Raw genomic sequence first — 16457 nt, forward strand, 5'->3', positions numbered from 1 at the left:
CGAACAGGACAGTGAAACGACTTCGCGCCGATGATAGTGCGGGTTCCCGTGTGAAAGTAGGTCATCGTCAGGCTCATTATTCAAGCTACCCCCTCTGATCTCTACGGTCAGAGGGGGTTCGCTTTTTGGGAATCTATTGTTGAATTTGCGAGAATTTCAGCATCTGGGGCATTTTTTTCGTGTCTTGGATACAGTGTGGGGCATTCTTCTGAATCTTTGGAGCGCCCATGCTGAATTTTGATTTTCAAAATCCTACTCGTATCGTCTTTGGTCAAAACCGTATTGCCGATTTGGCTACCTTGGTACCCGCACAAGCCAAGGTCTTGATTCTGGTAGGTGGTAGCAGTGCGGAAAGAACCGGCACTTTGGCGGAGGTACGTGCCGCCTTAGGTCAGCGCCAGCATGCCACTTTCAGTGGTATTGAGCCCAATCCGACTTATGAAACCGCGATGCGGGCAGTGGAGCAAATCCGTGCTGAGGGTTTTGATTTTCTACTCGCTGTTGGTGGTGGTTCGGTGATTGATGCTGCCAAGTTTATTGCAGCAGCGGTGCCATTTGTCGAGGGAGATCCGTGGGCTATTTTGGAGCGACGTGGGCGCAATATCAGCGGTGCGTTACCGTTTGGTACGGTGTTGACCCTGCCTGCTACGGGATCGGAGATGAACAATGGTGCCGTAATCACACGCCAAACTTTGGGCGCCAAGTTGGTTTTTAGTAGTGTTCATTGTTACCCTGCGTTTTCGGTGCTTGATCCGACCAAAACATATACCTTGCCTGCCCAACAGTTGGCTAATGGGGTGGTGGATGCTTTTGTGCATACAGTGGAGCAGTATCTGACTTACCCTGTGGAGGCGCGGGTGCAAGACCGCTGGGCTGAAGGGGTGTTGCACACTTTGATCGAGGTGGGGCCACGTTTGTTGTCTGCCCCTGAGCCGGTTTATGACGATCGTGCTAATCTGATGTGGGCGGCAACCATGGCACTCAATGGCTTGATTGGTGCCGGTGTGCCTCAGGATTGGGCTACCCACATGATTGGTCATGAACTGACGGCCAAGTTTCAGATTGACCATGCCCGTACTTTGGCCATCGTGTTGCCTGCTTTGTTGCAAGAATGCCGCCAAACTAAGCGAGAAAAGCTGTTGCAGTACGCTGAACGGATTTGGGGTTTGAACTCTGATGCTGGCACGGATGAGCAGCGCATCGACGCAGCTATTGTTTGCACGCGCGACTTTTTTGAGAGTTTGGGCATTGCCACGCGTTTGTCGGCCTATGGCATTGGCGAGGAAGCTATCGATGGCTTGGTGGCTCAGTTACAAGAGCATGGCATGGTCAAGCTGGGTGAACGGCGCCATGTCACTCTTGATGTGAGTCGGCGCATCTTGTTGGCGGCGTTATAAGCATACGTGGTGGGCTGCGTGCAGTTTGCAGGCTACCCGGCTAGACTGTGGTCAACCGAGGAGTTTTTGTATGCATCTGATCGATTCCATCGTGGCACAAGCGCAAGAGATGGCTGCCTTGCGCCGCGATATTCATGCCCATCCTGAACTGTGTTTTGAGGAGTGGCGCACTGCGGAGTTGGTAGCACAAAAGCTGACGGAATGGGGGATTACGGTTCAGCAGGGACTGGGTAAGACAGGTGTGGTGGGTATTGTGAAGGGGCGCGATGGTGGTACTTGTGGACGGGCGGTGGGCTTGCGCGCTGATATGGATGCCTTGCCCATGCAGGAACACAATCACTTTGCCCATGCCAGTCGCCACCCTGGCAAGATGCACGCTTGTGGTCATGATGGGCATACTGCCATGTTGTTGGCAGCGGCCCGTTATTTGTCTGAGCACCGCGATTTTGATGGGACGGTGTACCTGATCTTTCAGCCTGCTGAAGAGGGAGGGGGCGGTGCTCGTGAAATGGTACGTGATGGATTGTTCACGCAGTTTCCGATGGAGGCCGTGTTTGGTATGCACAATTGGCCTGGCATGCCTGCGGGGACGATGGCCATCAGTCCGGGGCCAGTGATGGCTTCGTCAAACGAGTTCAAGATCACTATTCGGGGTAAGGGTGGTCATGCGGCGATGCCGCATACTGGCATTGATCCGGTGCCAGTGGCTTGCCAGATGGTGCAGGCGTTTCAGACCATCATCAGCCGTAATAAAAAGCCGGTGGATGCAGGCGTCATTTCTGTCACGATGATTCATACTGGCGAGGCTACCAATGTGGTGCCCGATGTGTGTGAATTGCAGGGTACGGTGCGCACCTTTAGCCTAGAGGTGCTCGACATGATTGAACGCCGTATGCGCCAAGTGGCGGAGCACACTTGCGCTGCGCATGAGGCTAGCTGCACGTTTGAATTTGAGCGCAACTACCCCCCCACCATCAATGCTGCTGCTGAGACGGCTTTTGCCCGCACTGTGATGGCCGCGATTGTGGGCGAAGACAAGGTGTTGGTGCAGGAGCCGGCGATGGGTGCGGAGGACTTTGCCTTTATGTTGCAAGCCAAGCCGGGTGCTTATTGCTTTATTGCGAATGGCGACGGCCAGCACCGGGATATGGATCACGGTGGCGGCCCTTGCACACTGCATAACCCGAGCTACGATTTTAATGATGGGTTGATTCCGTTGGGGGCGACTTATTGGGTGCGGTTGGCGCAGCAGTGGTTGGCTCAGGCCCGTTGACGTGGGTGGGTGTTAGTGGCGATGGTGGATTTGGGCCTGTAGCAGGCTGTCGATTTGTGCAGCAATTTCTGCTTCAATGCGTGGCGCAAACGCACTGAACAGAAAGCCCAGTTGGGCTGCGAGTTCAAACTGGTCGGCCCGCACTTGCAGTGTGCCTTGAATGCCTGATCGCTCAAAGCGTACGGTGTCTTGTGTATCACCGTTCAGGTAGTGGCAGCGTAGATCAAACTTGCGTTCGGCCTTGTGGGCCCATTGGCGGGCAATTTCACGGGCCTGGGGCAGACCCAGTTGGTGGTGGCGGTGGATATGGATCGCAGACATAAGGAGCGGGAGTGTACGGTGCTTGAGCATTAGCCACACCATCGGTTTATGCTGTGCTGGACTGTGGTTGTTTTTGGAAAGGCCTTTTATGCTGTACAAGTTCAAGTCTCGCGCTGCGGCTGATCTGATTTTGTTGGAGCCCCACGCCCATCGGATTTTGCACATTATTGGCAAAGATCCTGAACCCCAGGGCATCATCACCTTGGAGCAGTTGCCTGCGACAATAGCTGCACTACAAGCTGCCATTGCGCTGGATGAGCAGCAGTGCGCACAAGCGCGCGCTGCCCACCATTCCACCGGGTTGGACGACGCAGAGGCGGAACTGTTGGAGCGCAATACGGTGCATTTGCACCAGCGGGCCACGCCTTTGTTAGAGATGCTGCGCCGCTCTTTGGCCGAAGATCATGAGGTAATCTGGGGGCGGTGACAGAGGGTATACAGACACAAGAGCCCTGTCTCGGGATCGGAGACAGGGCGGTTGGGGCCGTGGCTATCTGGTGCTGTTTTAGTCGGCGTAGGTGCCTGCGGCCTTGATCACCACGCCCCATTTGTCGATTTCAGCCTGCACAAACTTTTTGTGTTCGGCTGGTTCGATGCGTTGGTCGGTGGCAACCACAGCACCCAAACCCTCTTGTTTCTTGATGAATTCTGGGTCTTTCAGCGCCGTTTTTAGTGCAGTGTTGATCTTGGCTAATACGTCGGCAGGTGTGCCTTTGGGGGCGTAGAGGCCATGCCAGATAGTGACTTGGAAGTCTTTGAGTCCGGATTCTGCCAACGTGGGCAGTGTCTTCAGCGAAGCTGTTTGTAGGCGTTGGGTGGTGGTGACTGCATAGGCTTTGACTTTCTGGCCCTCGATTTGGCTCGTGGTGTTGGTCGTTTGGTCGCACAGCAGGTCGATTTGCCCACCAATCAGATCGGTGATGGCTGGTGCTGTGCCTTTATAGGGCACTACCGTCATGTCTAGCTTGAGTGCACTTTGGTACATCAGGCCGCACAGGTGCGAGGCTGAACCCAGACCTGCATTGCCAAGGTTGATCTTGCCCTTGTTTTGGGCAATCCAGCCACTCAGCTCTTTGTAATTGTTGGCAGGCAGGTTGGGGCGGCCAATCAATGTCATGGGGACATCGTTGACGATGCCCAGATACTCGAAATCGTTGGGCACGCTGAAAGCCAACTTACGGTACAGGGATGGCATTGTGGCCATGCCGATGTGATTGAGCAGCAGGGTGTAGCCATCGGGGGTGGCACGGGCTACCCGAGCGGTGCCAATGGAGCTGCCTGCTCCTGCCGCGTTATCTACCACGACAGTAGCACCCAATGACTTACGCAGGGCTTCTGCCAGATCGCGGGCTACGCGGTCGGTGGGGCCACCGGCCGAGAATGGCACCACGATGGTCACATTTTTACCTTTGGCGGGAAAGTCGGTGGCTTGGGCACCGCTGGCCAACGCTACAGCAGATGCTACCAAGGTGAGCTTGAGCAAAGAGGACATGGAGATACTCCGAAAGTAGGTGAGCGATGATAGGGGCACAAGGCGTGCTTCAGACTGTATCTGTCAGTGAAATGCAAGCAAGTTGCTTAGGTGATTGCCCTACTTGAAATATTGGCTCTGATCTTGAGGCCCAGATCGATGCCCGAATCTTGGGTGGCTGCTTTTCCGAGGTTTGTGGTGCCACCCTGGTGAGCACAATCACCCTATGGTCTATGGCAATACGGAGAACCTTGGAGAGGGTTTATCCTTATGCTGGTGTTGCGCCTGGCAGTAGCTTGGGTATGTGTTTTTGGTGCTATCTCCAAACCGATGCAAGGAAAAAAATGAACTGGTTGAATCGATTGACAGTAGGTACCAGACTGCTGGTGGGATTCATGGTCGTGGCGGTGATTGGGGCCATCATCGGTGTGCTGGGCCTCATGGGAACCAGCAAGGTCAATGATTTGGGCAATGTGATGTATGAGCGTGATTTGATGGGCTTGCACCATGCAGCTGAAGCCAATATTCAACTCATGGCTGCGGCCCGTGCCACCCGCAGTGCCGTCTTGGCTACCAGTCAAGAGCAGCGCAAGGAATACATAGATGAGACTTTGCAGCGTTTCCAGAAAATCAAGAAAGAGCTGGAGCTGGCAGATGGCACGTTCTTCACCAGCCAGGGCAAAGCCACAGTGGCCGAAGCACGGGCTGCCCTGCAAGCCTACGAAGCCGATGCCAAGGTGGCTTTGACCTTGTTGCAGGAGGAGGCCTTGGCCGAGCCGCGTGGTTCGGTTGAGCACTTGTTCAAGGTGACAGTGCCATTGGCCAATAAGGCTGATGATTTATTGACAGCACTCGTAGTGCGCAAGACCAAGAACGCGCAAGAATTGGACAAGGAAGGGGACGAGATTTATGCCACGCTGCGCCTGTGGATGTTGGTGTTGACAGCAGCGGGCGTATTGACAGGGGTGGTGATTGGGGTGTGGATGACACATAGTCTCCAGCGTCAGCTCGGTGGTGAGCCCGGTGATGTGGCCCAAGCTGCCAACGCGATTGCGGCGGGAGATTTGAGTCACACCATTGATGACAGCCGGGCTGCCCCCGGCAGTGTGGTGCGGGCTATGCATGGTATGCAGGAGTCCTTGCGCACCATCGTAGGCACAGTGCGGGCTAGCAGTGACAGCATTGCTACGGGGGCAGGCCAAATCTCCAGTGGCACTGCCGATCTGTCGCAACGTACTGAAGAGCAGGCCAGCAATTTGGAGCAAACCGCAGCATCGATGGAAGAAATTGCCAGTACGGTGCAGACCAATGCCGACACGGCTCGGCAGGCCACGCAATTGGCCAACAATGCGAGCCAAACGGCCCATCGTGGCGGTGAAGTGATGGGGCAGGTGGTTACTACCATGGCTGACATCAACGAGGCATCGCGCAAGATTGCCGACATCATCGGCGTGATTGATGGCATTGCCTTTCAAACCAATATTTTGGCGCTCAATGCTGCGGTAGAAGCCGCCCGGGCCGGTGAGCAGGGACGCGGCTTTGCCGTGGTGGCCAGTGAGGTGCGTAGCCTGGCGGGGCGCAGTGCTGAGGCAGCCAAGGAAATCAAAGCATTAATTGGCAATAGCGTCGATAAAGTTGAGGCTGGTGGCAAGCTGGTGGATGCAGCAGGTCAGACCATGCAGAACATTGTGCGTGAGGTGCAACGGGTGACCGACTTGATTGCTGAGATCAGTGCTTCCACGGTAGAGCAGACCTCGGGGATTGGTCAGATCAGTGCTGCAGTGGCCCAACTTGATCAGGTAACGCAACAAAATGCGGCATTGGTAGAACAGTCTGCTGCTGCCGCTGACAGTCTGAACCACCAAGCCCAGCAGTTGGTGCAGGCGGTGGCGGTATTTAAGTTGGGTCAGCAGGAACGTGCCACACAACCCGCCTTGGCACCCACGCGACCAGCGTCACGCCAACCCACTTTGCCCCGCAACGGTACAGTGGCTGGCGCACCAGCCAAGGCGGTGCCCCGTCCAGCGGTATCTCAGGCGGCCCCCTTGACCCGTCCAACAGCTCCTGCTCTGGGTCGTAGCGCCACCGGCCCATCCCACGACGATGATTGGGAACAATTCTGAACGATGGCGGGCTTGGTGGGTTTACTGCCGGGCTGCTGCGCCACAAGCGTGGCAGAACCGGGCGAAGGCACTCTTGCGGGTGCTGCACTGTGTGCAGTGGTCATACAGGCCAATGCCGCAGTGCGGGCAGAAGTCGATATGATCATCTTTGAGGTCTACCGCACGTTCGCAACCGGGACAAATGCCTTTGGCTAACCGGGTCAGGGCTACGTCATAACTGAGTTCTTCACGCCGCTGGGCTTCGGGTTGTGCCTCCGCCAGCTTTTGTTGTTCCAGATACCGGTTGAGGGCTACGATGGCGTAGCGTCCCACCAGTACGGTGATGGCAATGCCCACCACATAACGCACATAGCCACCGTAGCTGGGCAGGTAGGGCACCAGTTCCACAAAAAAGGCAAACAGGGCAAAGAAGATAAAGCCCCAGACAAACGGCCAGTAGGTGCTTTGGCGTTTGCGCACAAACAACCAACCGGCCAGTGCCAGCAAGGGGAGGGTTAAGGCCAGTCGGTAGAGAAATACCCGCAACTCCACTTTGCGCCGCTGGGCATTGAGCTGTGTGTAGCCCTCGTTTTCTAATGCGCTCAGTTGCTGCTGGGCGGCGGCAGCGGCTTGGCGTGCATCCAACGCAGCCTGTTGTTGGGCCTCTACTGCGCGTTGGGCTTGGCGTTCGGCTTGTTTGAGTAGGTCAAGGGCTTGGGTGCGTACCAGTACCTCGGGATCGTGGTCTGATCGTTGTGTCACGCTGCGCGTTGCCAGCCAGTGTTGTAGGCTTTCGCGGGTGGTTTGCACCTCGCCACGGGCCTTGTTGCGTTGCAATTGTGCTTGCTCCAGTGCGGTCTGGGCATCTTGCTCGGCTTGCTGTGCTGCCTTGACTTGGTTGCGCAGGGCTTGGGTGCTTTCTTTGTCTAGAAAGTCATCTAGCCGCAGTGGTGCTTCTACCTTGGGCAAATCCCCCACCACGGTGCCGCCCAGTCCAATGAGGAAGCTGGCAAATACCAAGGACACCAACCATAGGCCCCGGCGAAACCATTTTTCAGAAAGGCGCAATGCTTTGAGCATGGTGTGTTTCCTTCACGGGTTTATTGTTCAGCCAACACCACTGGGGCTTGGGCCAGCTGCGTTCGTTGTAGCCAAGCCAGTACGGAATCGGCGGTAACGGTGTCGATGCGCCCAGCCAGACGTTGGCGCGAGGGGTGGTCGTCAAAGGCAATATGGGCCGAGGCGGCGCGTGCCCCCATGCGCCGCCAGGCTCCAATCTGCAAGGTGCTGGGGGTGTAGCCCTTGAATTGCAACCATGCTTGGGCCTGATCACGGGTGTGGATGCTGCGCGGCTCTATGGCGGCGGCCAGTGTCTCGATGGCCCATTGGTTGGATTGTTGGTAACGTTGCCCCCAAACATAACTGACGAGGCTGTAGGGCTGGTGCTGCATCAGGGTAGCGCGGCCATTGTCTTGGAGCAGGGCGTGCAGGGCTTGCTGCACCGCCGGTGTGGGGATGGCCCAAACGGCCTCATAGCGCCACAGGTCGTCTAGGAAGAATTCGCCTAAACCTTGGCGATACAGCGTACCAACAGCGGTACCGCAGCGGTTGAGCTTGTGAACCACCCGCCAAGTGCCCGCTGGGTTGCGGTAGGCCCAGCCCAGATGGGAGTAGCGCAAGCCATAGGCGGTAAGGTCTTGCCCGGCCCGCCCCAGCAGTACGACTTGGGTGCCTGTGCGGGTGTGTTCTGCTTCTAATGCCTGTGCTGTGCGTTGTGCCAGCGCCATGCTGCGCGTAATGGTTTGCGTAGTAGGGGGCTGGGCCGGTTTGCAGGGGTGACCCGCATAGGCTTGGGGTAGGGCCAGTAGCAGGGTGACCAAAATAGTGTGCTGGTGTATGGACATGACAGCACTTCCTCTTATAGGGGCTCGTTGTATAGCAACGCCTTGCCCAGGGTATTGGGTATAAAAGCCAACACCTCACCAGCCACCGATAGGATCACCCCGGTACCAATCACGCTACAGGCTACGGCCTCTCCAACTGCACGGGCTGAGGCCACGCCAGCTCTGGCACTGACTTCGATACTGACTCGTGCTCCATCAGACGCACGCTCTAGCACATACACCGTGCCTACAGCAGACACCTGCACCGCTTGGATGGTGAGAATGGCACCAGCGATTGAGAGCGCCGCCGGTAGTACGACCGAGGCCTCCGCCAGTGCAACACCTGTAGAGACGGTACCGACCACCGAGGCCAACGGCAGCAGCGACAGGGCTACCGAAGCTTCACTCTGTGCCTGCACTGGGCTGGCAGTCCACAACAGGCCGCAAAGGCTGGCCGCCAGCAGGCAGCGGCCCAGAGGATGGGAAAGAGGGCTGGTGAAAGACATGATCAACTCCTGTAAGTGGGAAGGGGATGCAGGGCATTCAATCGAGCGGCGCAATATCGATGGAGGCGGCATCGCGGCGGCCTTGGAGACGGGCTTCACGCAGGTTGGCCTCGTGCTGGTCGCGCAGCATTTTGGCTAGCGTGAAAGCGGTGGTGATGAGATACAGCCAGCTCACCCCTAAAAATGCTTTGTAGGTAACGTTGATGTCCATGCCCAGCAGCCCCCAGCCAGTGAGCAGCATGGCGACAGCAAAGCCACCCCAGACCACAAAGCGCCACATGGGGGTATCGCCCGTACTGCTGCCACGGCGGCCACCTTCGTTGTCGCGGATAAATTTGGACAGACCAAATACCGCAGTCAGGCAAAACACATAGCCCATCACCATGAAAGCTTGCTCCAGTGGCTCGCCTGGCAGCCAAGCCAAGCCCACAGCACACAGGAAAACGGCAATGCCAAACGAAATCCAGACCTGCAATTGCCAGGCGCGTGAATCGCGTTGTACAGAGGGGAGGGGTGGGGTGGCCATGCTGGTCTCCGCGAAGGGGTTGAACATGGCGTGATAGTGCCGCTTTGTGCGGCCAGAGTCGATGAATTTGTAGGGCGGTATCGATCCGCTTTGCAGAAAGTATCTTAAATTGATACTTTCCTGCAGTATTTTTGCTATGAGGCCAAGGTAAGGGTACTGCCTTGGCGCAGGACAGTGCCTTGGTTGCTATGGCAAGGCACTGATGGTGCTCAATCGAGCTTGACGCCAGCAGCCTTGATGATCTCTCCCCAGCGTTTGGCTTCGGCACGGGCCAGTGTGCGGAACTGTTCGGGCGTACCTGGGAGGGCTTCCATGCCGAAGTCTTGCATGCGCTTGACCACAGCAGGATTGCCCAGTGCCTTGTTCAGGTCGGCATTGAGGCGCTGGGTTACGTTGGCGGGCAGACCCTTGGGGGCCAGAATGCCTTGGAAGGCAAACACCTCGGTATTGGGTACCCCCACTTCGGCCAGGGTGGGCAAATCGGGCAGAGTGGGCACCCGTTTGGCAGAACCGATAGCCAAGGCCCGCACTTTGCCGGATTGGATCAGTGACAAGCCTGATGCCAAATCCAAGAACATGCAGGGCACTTGGCCCCCCATGACATCGGCCATTGCTGGGGCTGCGCCCCGGTAGGGGATGTGCGTGAGGAAGGTTTTAGTGCGGTTCTTGAACATCTCCATCGCCAGATGGTGCGGTGACCCGTTGCCGGGGGAGGCATAGTTGATCTTGCCCGGATTGGTGCGCACATAGTCCAGAAACTCCTTCATTGTCTTGGCTTCGAAGGAAGGATGCACCACCAGTGCCAGCGGAAAACGGCTGATGCCACCGACATAGGTGAAATCTTTTTCTGGGCTGAATGGCAGCTTGCTGAACAGATGTTCGTTGAAGGCGAGTACGGCATTGTCTGCCGACATGATGGTGTAACCATCGGCCTTGGCGGTTGCCACGGCCTGGGCGCCGATGTTGGTAGAAGCACCGGGGCGGTTGTCTACCACGATCTGCTGTCCTAAGCTTTGGCGCATGGCTTCGGCTACGGTACGGGCCAATACATCGGTGCCACCGCCAGCAGGATAGGGGACAACCCAGCGAATCAATTGGTTGGGAAAATCCGCTTGGGCCTGGGCCCACGGGGCAACTGCGCTGGCACCAGCGCCAGCCAGAGCGGTCAATAAGGTTCTGCGTTGCATTTGTGTCTCCTTCAACTACCAAAGAATCGCTGTCGGTGTGGGCGGAACCACCCTGACAGCGCGTTTTGCCCTACGTTTCGTCAGGGGCGGCCATCGTCAATTCGAGTGTGCCAAACAGGTTGTGGCCATCTCGGCCTTTCATTTCGGCACGCACGGTGTCTGTGTGGCGTAAATAGGGGGTGCGAACCCGGCCTTGGTGCAAGGTTTCTATGGCCCGTTTATCGGTCAAACTGCAAGCCCCTTGGGGCCAGTCGGTTGGGCCTTGGGGCGTGGCGGTGCCTGAATGGCTGACGGGGCCACTACCCAATACGGCCCCTGCGTGCCACGGCTGTGTTTTGCACCCATGTGCCAGCAATTGACCGAAGTGAAAGTGCATGGTGGGGCCGGTGTCACACAGACCGATCTTGCGGCCATTGCAGGCCATTTGCAGTGTGAGGTGTACCCGTCCTTCTTGCCACGCTGGGCCCAATTCGTCTGGTGTGATGGCAACGGGGCTGCATGCGGTGCCCAGTGGGTTTGCCAACCATTCGGACGTGGCCGCTGCGTGGGGTGTTGGTGGGGGCAAAACCACACTGCCCGTGAGCATCAGCAGGCGCACGGCGGTGAGGGCTTGTGCAGGGGAGCTGCCACGGGGAATATCTCCCGTGATGACTGCCAGTCCTGCTTGCAAATCAAGACCTGGGGTGTGGCTGGGCAGTACTACCGTGTCTGTTGGCCCCCAAAAGGCGTCGCCGCTGCCGCAGTGCAGTTGCGGTTGGGTACGGAAATGGGCTGGCAAGGCTTGTTGGCGCAACTGGTATTGGCGCTCTTGTGCTGCCAGATAGGCGGCGGCTTGCGACCAATGGTAGGCCCGTGGCAATGGTGCCAGGCACTGGCGCGGATCGAAGGGAAAAGGATGGGGGGCGCGGTGGGTGTTGAGCTGCACATACAGATCATGCAACTGGGGCGCTAGAAAATCCCAGTCGTCTAGCACCTGCTGCAAACGGCTGGCAACACCAGTCGCATAATGGGCCAAGCCCAAATCCCGAGAGACAACCACCAGTTGCCCATCGCGTGAGCCATCCCGATAAGTGGCTAGCTTCATGGCAAAAAAGGCTTTTTGGAGGTCAAGGTCACAGGCTTGCTAGCGCAAATTACGCTTGAGTAAATTGATTTAACTAAACAAAACATCAAAATTCTATTACACATGGACAAGGAACGCGCTGGCATCCAGTCGGTAGAGGTGGGTTTTGCCCTGCTGGAGGCGCTGACACATTCCCCCGGCCCCCTGATGCTCAAGGATCTGGCCGCAGCCGCCCAGATGAGTGCAGCCAAGGCGCATCGTTATCTGGTGAGTTTTCAGCGTTTGGGACTGGTAGTGCAAGACAGCCGCTCAGCCCATTACGATCTTGGCCCTGCCGCGCTGCGATTGGGGCTGGCCGCTTTGTCGCGGGTGGATGCGGTGCGCCTGGCCCGCGAACGCCTGCCTGCCCTGATGCAGGATATACAGCATACGCTGGCGCTGGCTGTTTGGGGTAACCACGGCCCGACCATCGTGCATTGGGAGGAGTCGCCCCAGGCGGTGGTAGCCAATCTGCGCTTGGGTGATGTTATGCCACTGCTGTCCTCGGCCACTGGGCGCTGCTTTGCGGCTTACATGGCACCAGAGGTGGTGGCACCCTTATTGCAAGCGGAGTTGGCGCGGGCTGCCAAAACCCGTCATCCAGACGTTCCCGTCAGCCTAGAGGCTGCGCAGATGCTGTTGCAGGAGGTGCGCGAACACGGTACGGCCAGGGTCGTGGATACCTTGCTGCCAAGCATCGTCGCTTTTTGTGCTCCTGTGTTTGATGCCAGTGGGCACTTGGTGTTGGGTATTACCACGTTGGGTTCCATTGCTACCTTCGATTCGGCCTGGGGTGGTGCGATTGATGCGCCCTTGCGGGTGGCAGCGTCTCATCTTTCCTACGATCTGGGCTATCGCAATACGCTATGAGCAGTTTGAGCATTCCCCATCCTTTGTTGTGGATCACCGCTGGTGTTTTGGTAGCCCATGCCTTGGTCTTGCAGGCGATGCCACTGGCTACCGACGATATTGGCACAGCACCGCCAGTGCCGGTGTTTAGCACCCGTACTGTAGAGGTGTCTGCGCCTGTGGCCAAGCCCGTGGTTTCTCCACTGGCAGGGGCATCGGTAGCTGCGCCACCCCAGCGCAAAGGGCATCTGGCCCCTGCACGCCAGCACCCAGCCATAGCCGTCACACCGACTCCATCGCCACTGGTGGCAAGCGCCATCGCCACCGATGATGGTCATGCTTTGGCTGCAACAGTGGCCGATCTGCAAGAAGAAACCAATTTGGGAGCCTTGAGCACAGAACAGGCGCCTCCCGTGGCGACGACACAGGAGCTGCATGCCGCTGCTACTGTTGCGCCCAGCCCTGTGGCCGACCCCATAGAGACGGTGGCTGCTGCCGTGTCGGGGCAGGACATCCTTTGGGCGGCCGCAGGCACTCGCCAGCAGGCACAACGCGGCACTGTGCAGGAGGCAGCCAGTGCAGTGCCGGTGCATATCCCGGCACCACAGCGGCTGGAGTTTGATGTGGTGGGGCAGTCGAAGAAGTTTCAGTATCGGGCTACTGCCGAACTGCTATGGCAACACGATGGTACGCATTACCAAGCCCGGCAGGAGATCAAGGTGTTGTTCTTGGGCTCGCGCACCCAGAGCAGCAGTGGCACCATCACCCCCAGTGGCTTACAACCACTGCAATTTGCCGACCGTTCTCGCCGTGAACAAGTGGCCCATTTTGACTATGAACAGGGGGTTGTTCGCTTTAGCACCGATACCCCAGAAGCCGTATTGCTACCCGGAACGCAGGATCGGCTGAGCGTGTTTATCCAGATAGGCGCTTTGCTGGCAGCAGCTCCCGAACGCTACCGAACGGGCACGCGCCTCCAGCTAGCGACGGTGGGCGGGCGCAGCACCGACCGTTGGACTTTTCGCATCGAAGGCACCGAAACTTTGGAGTTGCCCAGTGGGCCGATGAGCACCCTGAAATTGCAACGCCTACCCCGCGATGCGCAAGACGACGAACAGCAGGCCCAATTGTGGCTGGCCCCCAGTTTGGATTATTTGCCTGCCCGCATCCGATTGACGCAAGGTCAAGGCGATTTTGCCGATTTGCGTTTGCGCGGTCATGGCAAGCCCTGAACAATGCGGCCTATTGGCCCAAAAAACCCTTGAACTGTGCTGATACGTTGTTATCTGAGATATTGATGGACTACCTCTCTACCAACCCGGAAAACGCCATGCACATGCTCTACGACTCAGACTCTTTTGTGGTGGTTCATCTGTTGGCCGATGCTGTGGAGCCCGCCGCTGGCGATGCCGCACCCGTACCTCGGCTGGCCCGGCACGGTTTTGAAATTGTGGACAAACGCTCGGGCAAAGAGGTGTATCTGGATGGCTCTTGGGCTGAGATGTTCCAGCAACAGATTTTGGCTTGGCAACGCAATACGCCTACACAGGAAGAGGTGGAGGAGGCACTGGATCGCTATACGGGGTTGGCGCAAAACCCTGTGATTGTGCATTGAGGTATTTGGCTACCTTGGCGACAGGCATTGACGCAGGCCCGGCATGAGCGAACAAGCAGCTGCCCTGCGGCGTGCCAAGCGCCAGGCGCTGGGTTTGTTGCTGTTGGTCACGGGGGTGTTCTGCGTTAGCAGTGTGTTGCCTAGCAGCCTATGGACAGAGGCATTGCAAGCCACTGCCGAAGCCGCCATGGTGGGCGCCTTGGCCGATTGGTTTGCGGTGCGGGCCTTGTTCCATCGCGTGCCAATTCCCTTCGTCGAGCGACACACGGCCATCATCCCGCGCAACAAAGACCGCATTGGCGAGAACTTGGCCACATTTGTCCGTGAGCGTTTTCTGGATCCAGCATCACTGGTGGGCTTGTTGCGCCGCCATGATTTGGTGGAACGGCTGGCCCAATGGTTGTTGGTGCCAAACAATGCCCGTTATTTGGGTCAACAGGTGGCCCGGATGTTGGCCGCTGCGCTGGAGGTGGTGCAAGATCGGCAGGTAGAGCACTTGATCCGCAAGGCGGCTCGGGCTTTGTTGGGACGAATAGACCTGACCCAAACCCTGGCCCGTGTGTTGGGGGCGCTCACCCACCAGGGCCGTCACCAGGGGCTGCTGGATGATGCCTTATTGCATTTGGTGGCCTTGTTGCAAAGCCCGGACACGCGTGGCCTGATTGCCCGCACCATTGTCCATTGGTTGAAAAAAGAGCATCCGCTCAAGGAAAAGATGTTGCCCACCGACTGGCTCAGTGATCAGGGGGCAGCCATGGTCGCTACTGCATTGGAGGGGCTATTGGCCGAAGTGGCACACAATCCACAGCACCAATTGCGTGACAAGTTTGATGAAGCCATGCAACTGTTTATAGCCAGACTGCAAAGCGACCCGGCTTGGGGGCAAAAGGGTGAGCAGGTGCGGCGCTATCTTCAAACCGATCCCACTTTGGGCCGCTATGTGCAGGAGTTGTGGCAAAGTTTGCGCAGCAGCCTGCAACGGGATTTGGCCAATGAGCAGTCGGCGTTGGCCCGCCATGTGCGCACGATGGGGCTGTGGTTGGGTCAGTCGCTGGCTCAGGATGCAGCCTTGCGCGATGCACTCAATGAGCGATTGCAACAGTGGGCGCACACCCTAGCCCCCGAAGTGTCGCAGTTTGTGGCCCAGCATATCCAAGACACGGTACGGCTCTGGGATGCCCAAGAGATGGCCCGCCTGATTGAGCTCAATATTGGCACCGACCTGCAATACATCCGTATCAATGGTACTGTGGTGGGCGGGCTGATTGGGCTGGCCCTGTTTGGTTTGTCACATGCGCCAGCGATTTGGCGGGCGCTATGAACACCATGAATGTGGTGGGGCCGTTAGCGGAAGATGACGGTCTTGTGGCCATTGAGCAGCAAGCGGTGCTCGCTGTGCCACTTCACGGCCCGTGCCAGCACTTGGCTTTCGGTGTCGCGGCCCCGGGCCGTCAGCGTTTCCACTGTGTCTGTGTGGTCGGCCCGTGTGACGTCTTGCTCGATAATCGGGCCTTCGTCCAAATCTGCCGTCACGTAATGGGCCGTAGCACCAATCAGCTTCACCCCCCGATCATGCGCTTGGTAGTAGGGCTTGGCTCCCTTGAAGCTGGGCAAGAAGCTGTGGTGAATGTTGATGGCACGGCCTTCGAGCTTGGTACACAGGTCATTCGAGAGCACCTGCATATACCGTGCCAACACCACGAGTTCGGCGTTTTCGGCCTGGATGATTTCGTACTGCCGTGCTTCGGCCTGGGCCTTGGTGGCAGCGGTGACTGGAATATGGTGGAAAGGAACGTTGTAACTGGCTGCAAGCTGGTAGAAGTCGCGGTGGTTGCTGATGATGGCGCGGATATCGACAGGCAGTAGCCCCGATTTCCAGCGAAACAGCAAGTCGTTAAGGCAGTGGCCTTCGCGGCTGACCAGAATCACGGTGGGCATGGGCTGTGCTGTGGCATGCAGGCTCCAGTGCATCTGGTGGTGTTGGGCAAAGCTGGCCATGTGCTCAGACAGAGTGGCATGGTCATGTTGGGCACAGCCAAACTGCACCCGCATGAAGAACAGGCCCGTAGCAGAATCGTTGTACTGGGCGGCTTCTTCAATGTTGCCGCCGTGTTCCAACAAAAAGCCCGAAACGGCATGTACCAGCCCTAATCGGTCAGGGCATGAAAGAGTAAGAACGTAGGCTTGGGTCATAGCGACAGGATTGTCGCAGCATGATCTGGTAA

General features: G+C 57.5%; 17 protein-coding genes. 8 read left to right on the forward strand and 9 right to left on the reverse strand.

The annotated features are described in order from the left end of the window. The first annotated feature begins 227 nt into the window (after positions 1–227). Positions 228–1397 (forward strand): iron-containing alcohol dehydrogenase, encoded by a 1170-nt coding sequence (locus tag ACFO6X_RS10605; protein WP_382432806.1) that lies wholly within the window; start codon positions 228–230, stop codon positions 1395–1397. A 70-nt stretch (positions 1398–1467) separates the two neighbouring features. After that, entirely contained in the window at positions 1468–2670 is a 1203-nt protein-coding gene (locus ACFO6X_RS10610) for a M20 aminoacylase family protein (RefSeq protein WP_382432808.1), read from the forward strand. A gap of 12 nt (positions 2671–2682) precedes the next feature. Here ACFO6X_RS10610 and ACFO6X_RS10615 read toward each other — a convergent pair whose 3' ends face one another. After that, complete coding sequence (locus tag ACFO6X_RS10615) at positions 2683–2991, reverse strand: polyhydroxyalkanoic acid system family protein (protein ID WP_382432810.1); 309 nt, start codon at positions 2989–2991, stop codon at positions 2683–2685. A gap of 88 nt (positions 2992–3079) precedes the next feature. Between ACFO6X_RS10615 and ACFO6X_RS10620 the strand changes: the two genes are divergently transcribed. Next, positions 3080–3418, forward strand: a complete 339-nt coding sequence (locus tag ACFO6X_RS10620) for a DUF1840 domain-containing protein (protein ID WP_382432812.1) — start codon at positions 3080–3082, stop codon at positions 3416–3418. A gap of 78 nt (positions 3419–3496) precedes the next feature. On the opposite strand, the gene ACFO6X_RS10625 is transcribed toward ACFO6X_RS10620, so the two are convergent. Beyond that, positions 3497–4483, reverse strand: coding sequence for a tripartite tricarboxylate transporter substrate-binding protein (locus ACFO6X_RS10625; protein ID WP_382432814.1), 987 nt, complete (start codon positions 4481–4483; stop codon positions 3497–3499). 323 nt (positions 4484–4806) lie between these two features. Here ACFO6X_RS10625 and ACFO6X_RS10630 point away from each other — a divergent pair, with 323 nt between their 5' ends. Continuing rightward, positions 4807–6585 carry a methyl-accepting chemotaxis protein gene (locus ACFO6X_RS10630; RefSeq protein WP_382432816.1) on the forward strand — a complete coding sequence of 593 codons (1779 nt, stop codon included), beginning with the start codon at positions 4807–4809 and terminating at the stop codon, positions 6583–6585. A 21-nt stretch (positions 6586–6606) separates the two neighbouring features. Here ACFO6X_RS10630 and ACFO6X_RS10635 read toward each other — a convergent pair whose 3' ends face one another. The 6 genes from ACFO6X_RS10635 to ACFO6X_RS10660 all read right to left on the reverse strand — a co-directional run bounded on the left by ACFO6X_RS10635 (position 6607) and on the right by ACFO6X_RS10660 (position 11750). Further along, positions 6607–7644 carry a double zinc ribbon domain-containing protein gene (locus ACFO6X_RS10635; protein WP_382432818.1) on the reverse strand — a complete coding sequence of 346 codons (1038 nt, stop codon included), beginning with the start codon at positions 7642–7644 and terminating at the stop codon, positions 6607–6609. A gap of 20 nt (positions 7645–7664) precedes the next feature. Beyond that, on the reverse strand, positions 7665–8468 hold the full coding sequence (locus ACFO6X_RS10640; protein ID WP_382432820.1) for a DUF2145 domain-containing protein: 804 nt from the start codon (positions 8466–8468) through the stop codon (positions 7665–7667). Between the two features lie 14 nt (positions 8469–8482). Further along, the gene (locus ACFO6X_RS10645; RefSeq protein WP_382432821.1) at positions 8483–8953 is read right to left on the reverse strand and encodes a hypothetical protein; all 471 of its coding nucleotides are present in this window, start codon (positions 8951–8953) and stop codon (positions 8483–8485) included. Positions 8954–8990: 37 nt separating this feature from the next. Then, positions 8991–9479, reverse strand: coding sequence for a YiaA/YiaB family inner membrane protein (locus tag ACFO6X_RS10650; protein WP_382432823.1), 489 nt, complete (start codon positions 9477–9479; stop codon positions 8991–8993). A gap of 209 nt (positions 9480–9688) precedes the next feature. Then, entirely contained in the window at positions 9689–10666 is a 978-nt protein-coding gene (locus ACFO6X_RS10655) for a Bug family tripartite tricarboxylate transporter substrate binding protein (protein WP_382432825.1), read from the reverse strand. 70 nt (positions 10667–10736) lie between these two features. Further along, positions 10737–11750 (reverse strand): fumarylacetoacetate hydrolase family protein, encoded by a 1014-nt coding sequence (locus tag ACFO6X_RS10660; protein WP_382432827.1) that lies wholly within the window; start codon positions 11748–11750, stop codon positions 10737–10739. A 102-nt stretch (positions 11751–11852) separates the two neighbouring features. Here ACFO6X_RS10660 and ACFO6X_RS10665 point away from each other — a divergent pair, with 102 nt between their 5' ends. From ACFO6X_RS10665 to ACFO6X_RS10680, 4 genes are all read left to right on the forward strand, one after another. Further along, complete coding sequence (locus ACFO6X_RS10665) at positions 11853–12638, forward strand: IclR family transcriptional regulator (protein WP_382432829.1); 786 nt, start codon at positions 11853–11855, stop codon at positions 12636–12638. Continuing rightward, positions 12635–13849: a DUF3108 domain-containing protein gene (locus ACFO6X_RS10670; RefSeq protein ID WP_382432831.1), complete on the forward strand. Its 1215-nt coding sequence runs from the start codon at positions 12635–12637 to the stop codon at positions 13847–13849. The genes ACFO6X_RS10665 and ACFO6X_RS10670 overlap by 4 nt, the downstream gene beginning before the upstream one ends. Before the next feature lie 98 nt (positions 13850–13947). Continuing rightward, a complete protein-coding gene (locus ACFO6X_RS10675; RefSeq protein ID WP_382433073.1) occupies positions 13948–14232 on the forward strand; it encodes a BTH_I0359 family protein in 285 nt (94 codons plus the stop codon). Between the two features lie 43 nt (positions 14233–14275). After that, positions 14276–15553: a DUF445 domain-containing protein gene (locus ACFO6X_RS10680; RefSeq protein ID WP_382432833.1), complete on the forward strand. Its 1278-nt coding sequence runs from the start codon at positions 14276–14278 to the stop codon at positions 15551–15553. A gap of 23 nt (positions 15554–15576) precedes the next feature. Here ACFO6X_RS10680 and purU read toward each other — a convergent pair whose 3' ends face one another. Then, positions 15577–16425: a formyltetrahydrofolate deformylase gene (gene purU, locus ACFO6X_RS10685; protein WP_382432835.1), complete on the reverse strand. Its 849-nt coding sequence runs from the start codon at positions 16423–16425 to the stop codon at positions 15577–15579. Positions 16426–16457 lie beyond the last annotated feature (32 nt).

This window comes from Giesbergeria sinuosa, from assembly GCF_042652905.1.
Taxonomy (GTDB): Bacteria; Pseudomonadota; Gammaproteobacteria; order Burkholderiales; family Burkholderiaceae_C; genus Simplicispira; species Simplicispira sinuosa.

What these genes read in the sequence shown, in the direction of transcription:
- ACFO6X_RS10605 (WP_382432806.1), top strand. Translation starts at nt 228, where the DNA reads ATGCTGAATTTTGATTTTCAAAATCCTACTCGTATCGTCTTTGGTCAA.
- ACFO6X_RS10610 (WP_382432808.1), top strand. Translation starts at nt 1,468, where the DNA reads ATGCATCTGATCGATTCCATCGTGGCACAAGCGCAAGAGATGGCTGCC.
- ACFO6X_RS10615 (WP_382432810.1), bottom strand. Translation starts at nt 2,991, where the DNA reads ATGTCTGCGATCCATATCCACCGCCACCACCAACTGGGTCTGCCCCAG.
- ACFO6X_RS10620 (WP_382432812.1), top strand. Translation starts at nt 3,080, where the DNA reads ATGCTGTACAAGTTCAAGTCTCGCGCTGCGGCTGATCTGATTTTGTTG.
- ACFO6X_RS10625 (WP_382432814.1), bottom strand. Translation starts at nt 4,483, where the DNA reads ATGTCCTCTTTGCTCAAGCTCACCTTGGTAGCATCTGCTGTAGCGTTG.
- ACFO6X_RS10630 (WP_382432816.1), top strand. Translation starts at nt 4,807, where the DNA reads ATGAACTGGTTGAATCGATTGACAGTAGGTACCAGACTGCTGGTGGGA.
- ACFO6X_RS10635 (WP_382432818.1), bottom strand. Translation starts at nt 7,644, where the DNA reads ATGCTCAAAGCATTGCGCCTTTCTGAAAAATGGTTTCGCCGGGGCCTA.
- ACFO6X_RS10640 (WP_382432820.1), bottom strand. Translation starts at nt 8,468, where the DNA reads ATGTCCATACACCAGCACACTATTTTGGTCACCCTGCTACTGGCCCTA.
- ACFO6X_RS10645 (WP_382432821.1), bottom strand. Translation starts at nt 8,953, where the DNA reads ATGTCTTTCACCAGCCCTCTTTCCCATCCTCTGGGCCGCTGCCTGCTG.
- ACFO6X_RS10650 (WP_382432823.1), bottom strand. Translation starts at nt 9,479, where the DNA reads ATGGCCACCCCACCCCTCCCCTCTGTACAACGCGATTCACGCGCCTGG.
- ACFO6X_RS10655 (WP_382432825.1), bottom strand. Translation starts at nt 10,666, where the DNA reads ATGCAACGCAGAACCTTATTGACCGCTCTGGCTGGCGCTGGTGCCAGC.
- ACFO6X_RS10660 (WP_382432827.1), bottom strand. Translation starts at nt 11,750, where the DNA reads ATGAAGCTAGCCACTTATCGGGATGGCTCACGCGATGGGCAACTGGTG.
- ACFO6X_RS10665 (WP_382432829.1), top strand. Translation starts at nt 11,853, where the DNA reads ATGGACAAGGAACGCGCTGGCATCCAGTCGGTAGAGGTGGGTTTTGCC.
- ACFO6X_RS10670 (WP_382432831.1), top strand. Translation starts at nt 12,635, where the DNA reads ATGAGCAGTTTGAGCATTCCCCATCCTTTGTTGTGGATCACCGCTGGT.
- ACFO6X_RS10675 (WP_382433073.1), top strand. Translation starts at nt 13,948, where the DNA reads ATGCACATGCTCTACGACTCAGACTCTTTTGTGGTGGTTCATCTGTTG.
- ACFO6X_RS10680 (WP_382432833.1), top strand. Translation starts at nt 14,276, where the DNA reads ATGAGCGAACAAGCAGCTGCCCTGCGGCGTGCCAAGCGCCAGGCGCTG.
- purU (WP_382432835.1), bottom strand. Translation starts at nt 16,425, where the DNA reads ATGACCCAAGCCTACGTTCTTACTCTTTCATGCCCTGACCGATTAGGG.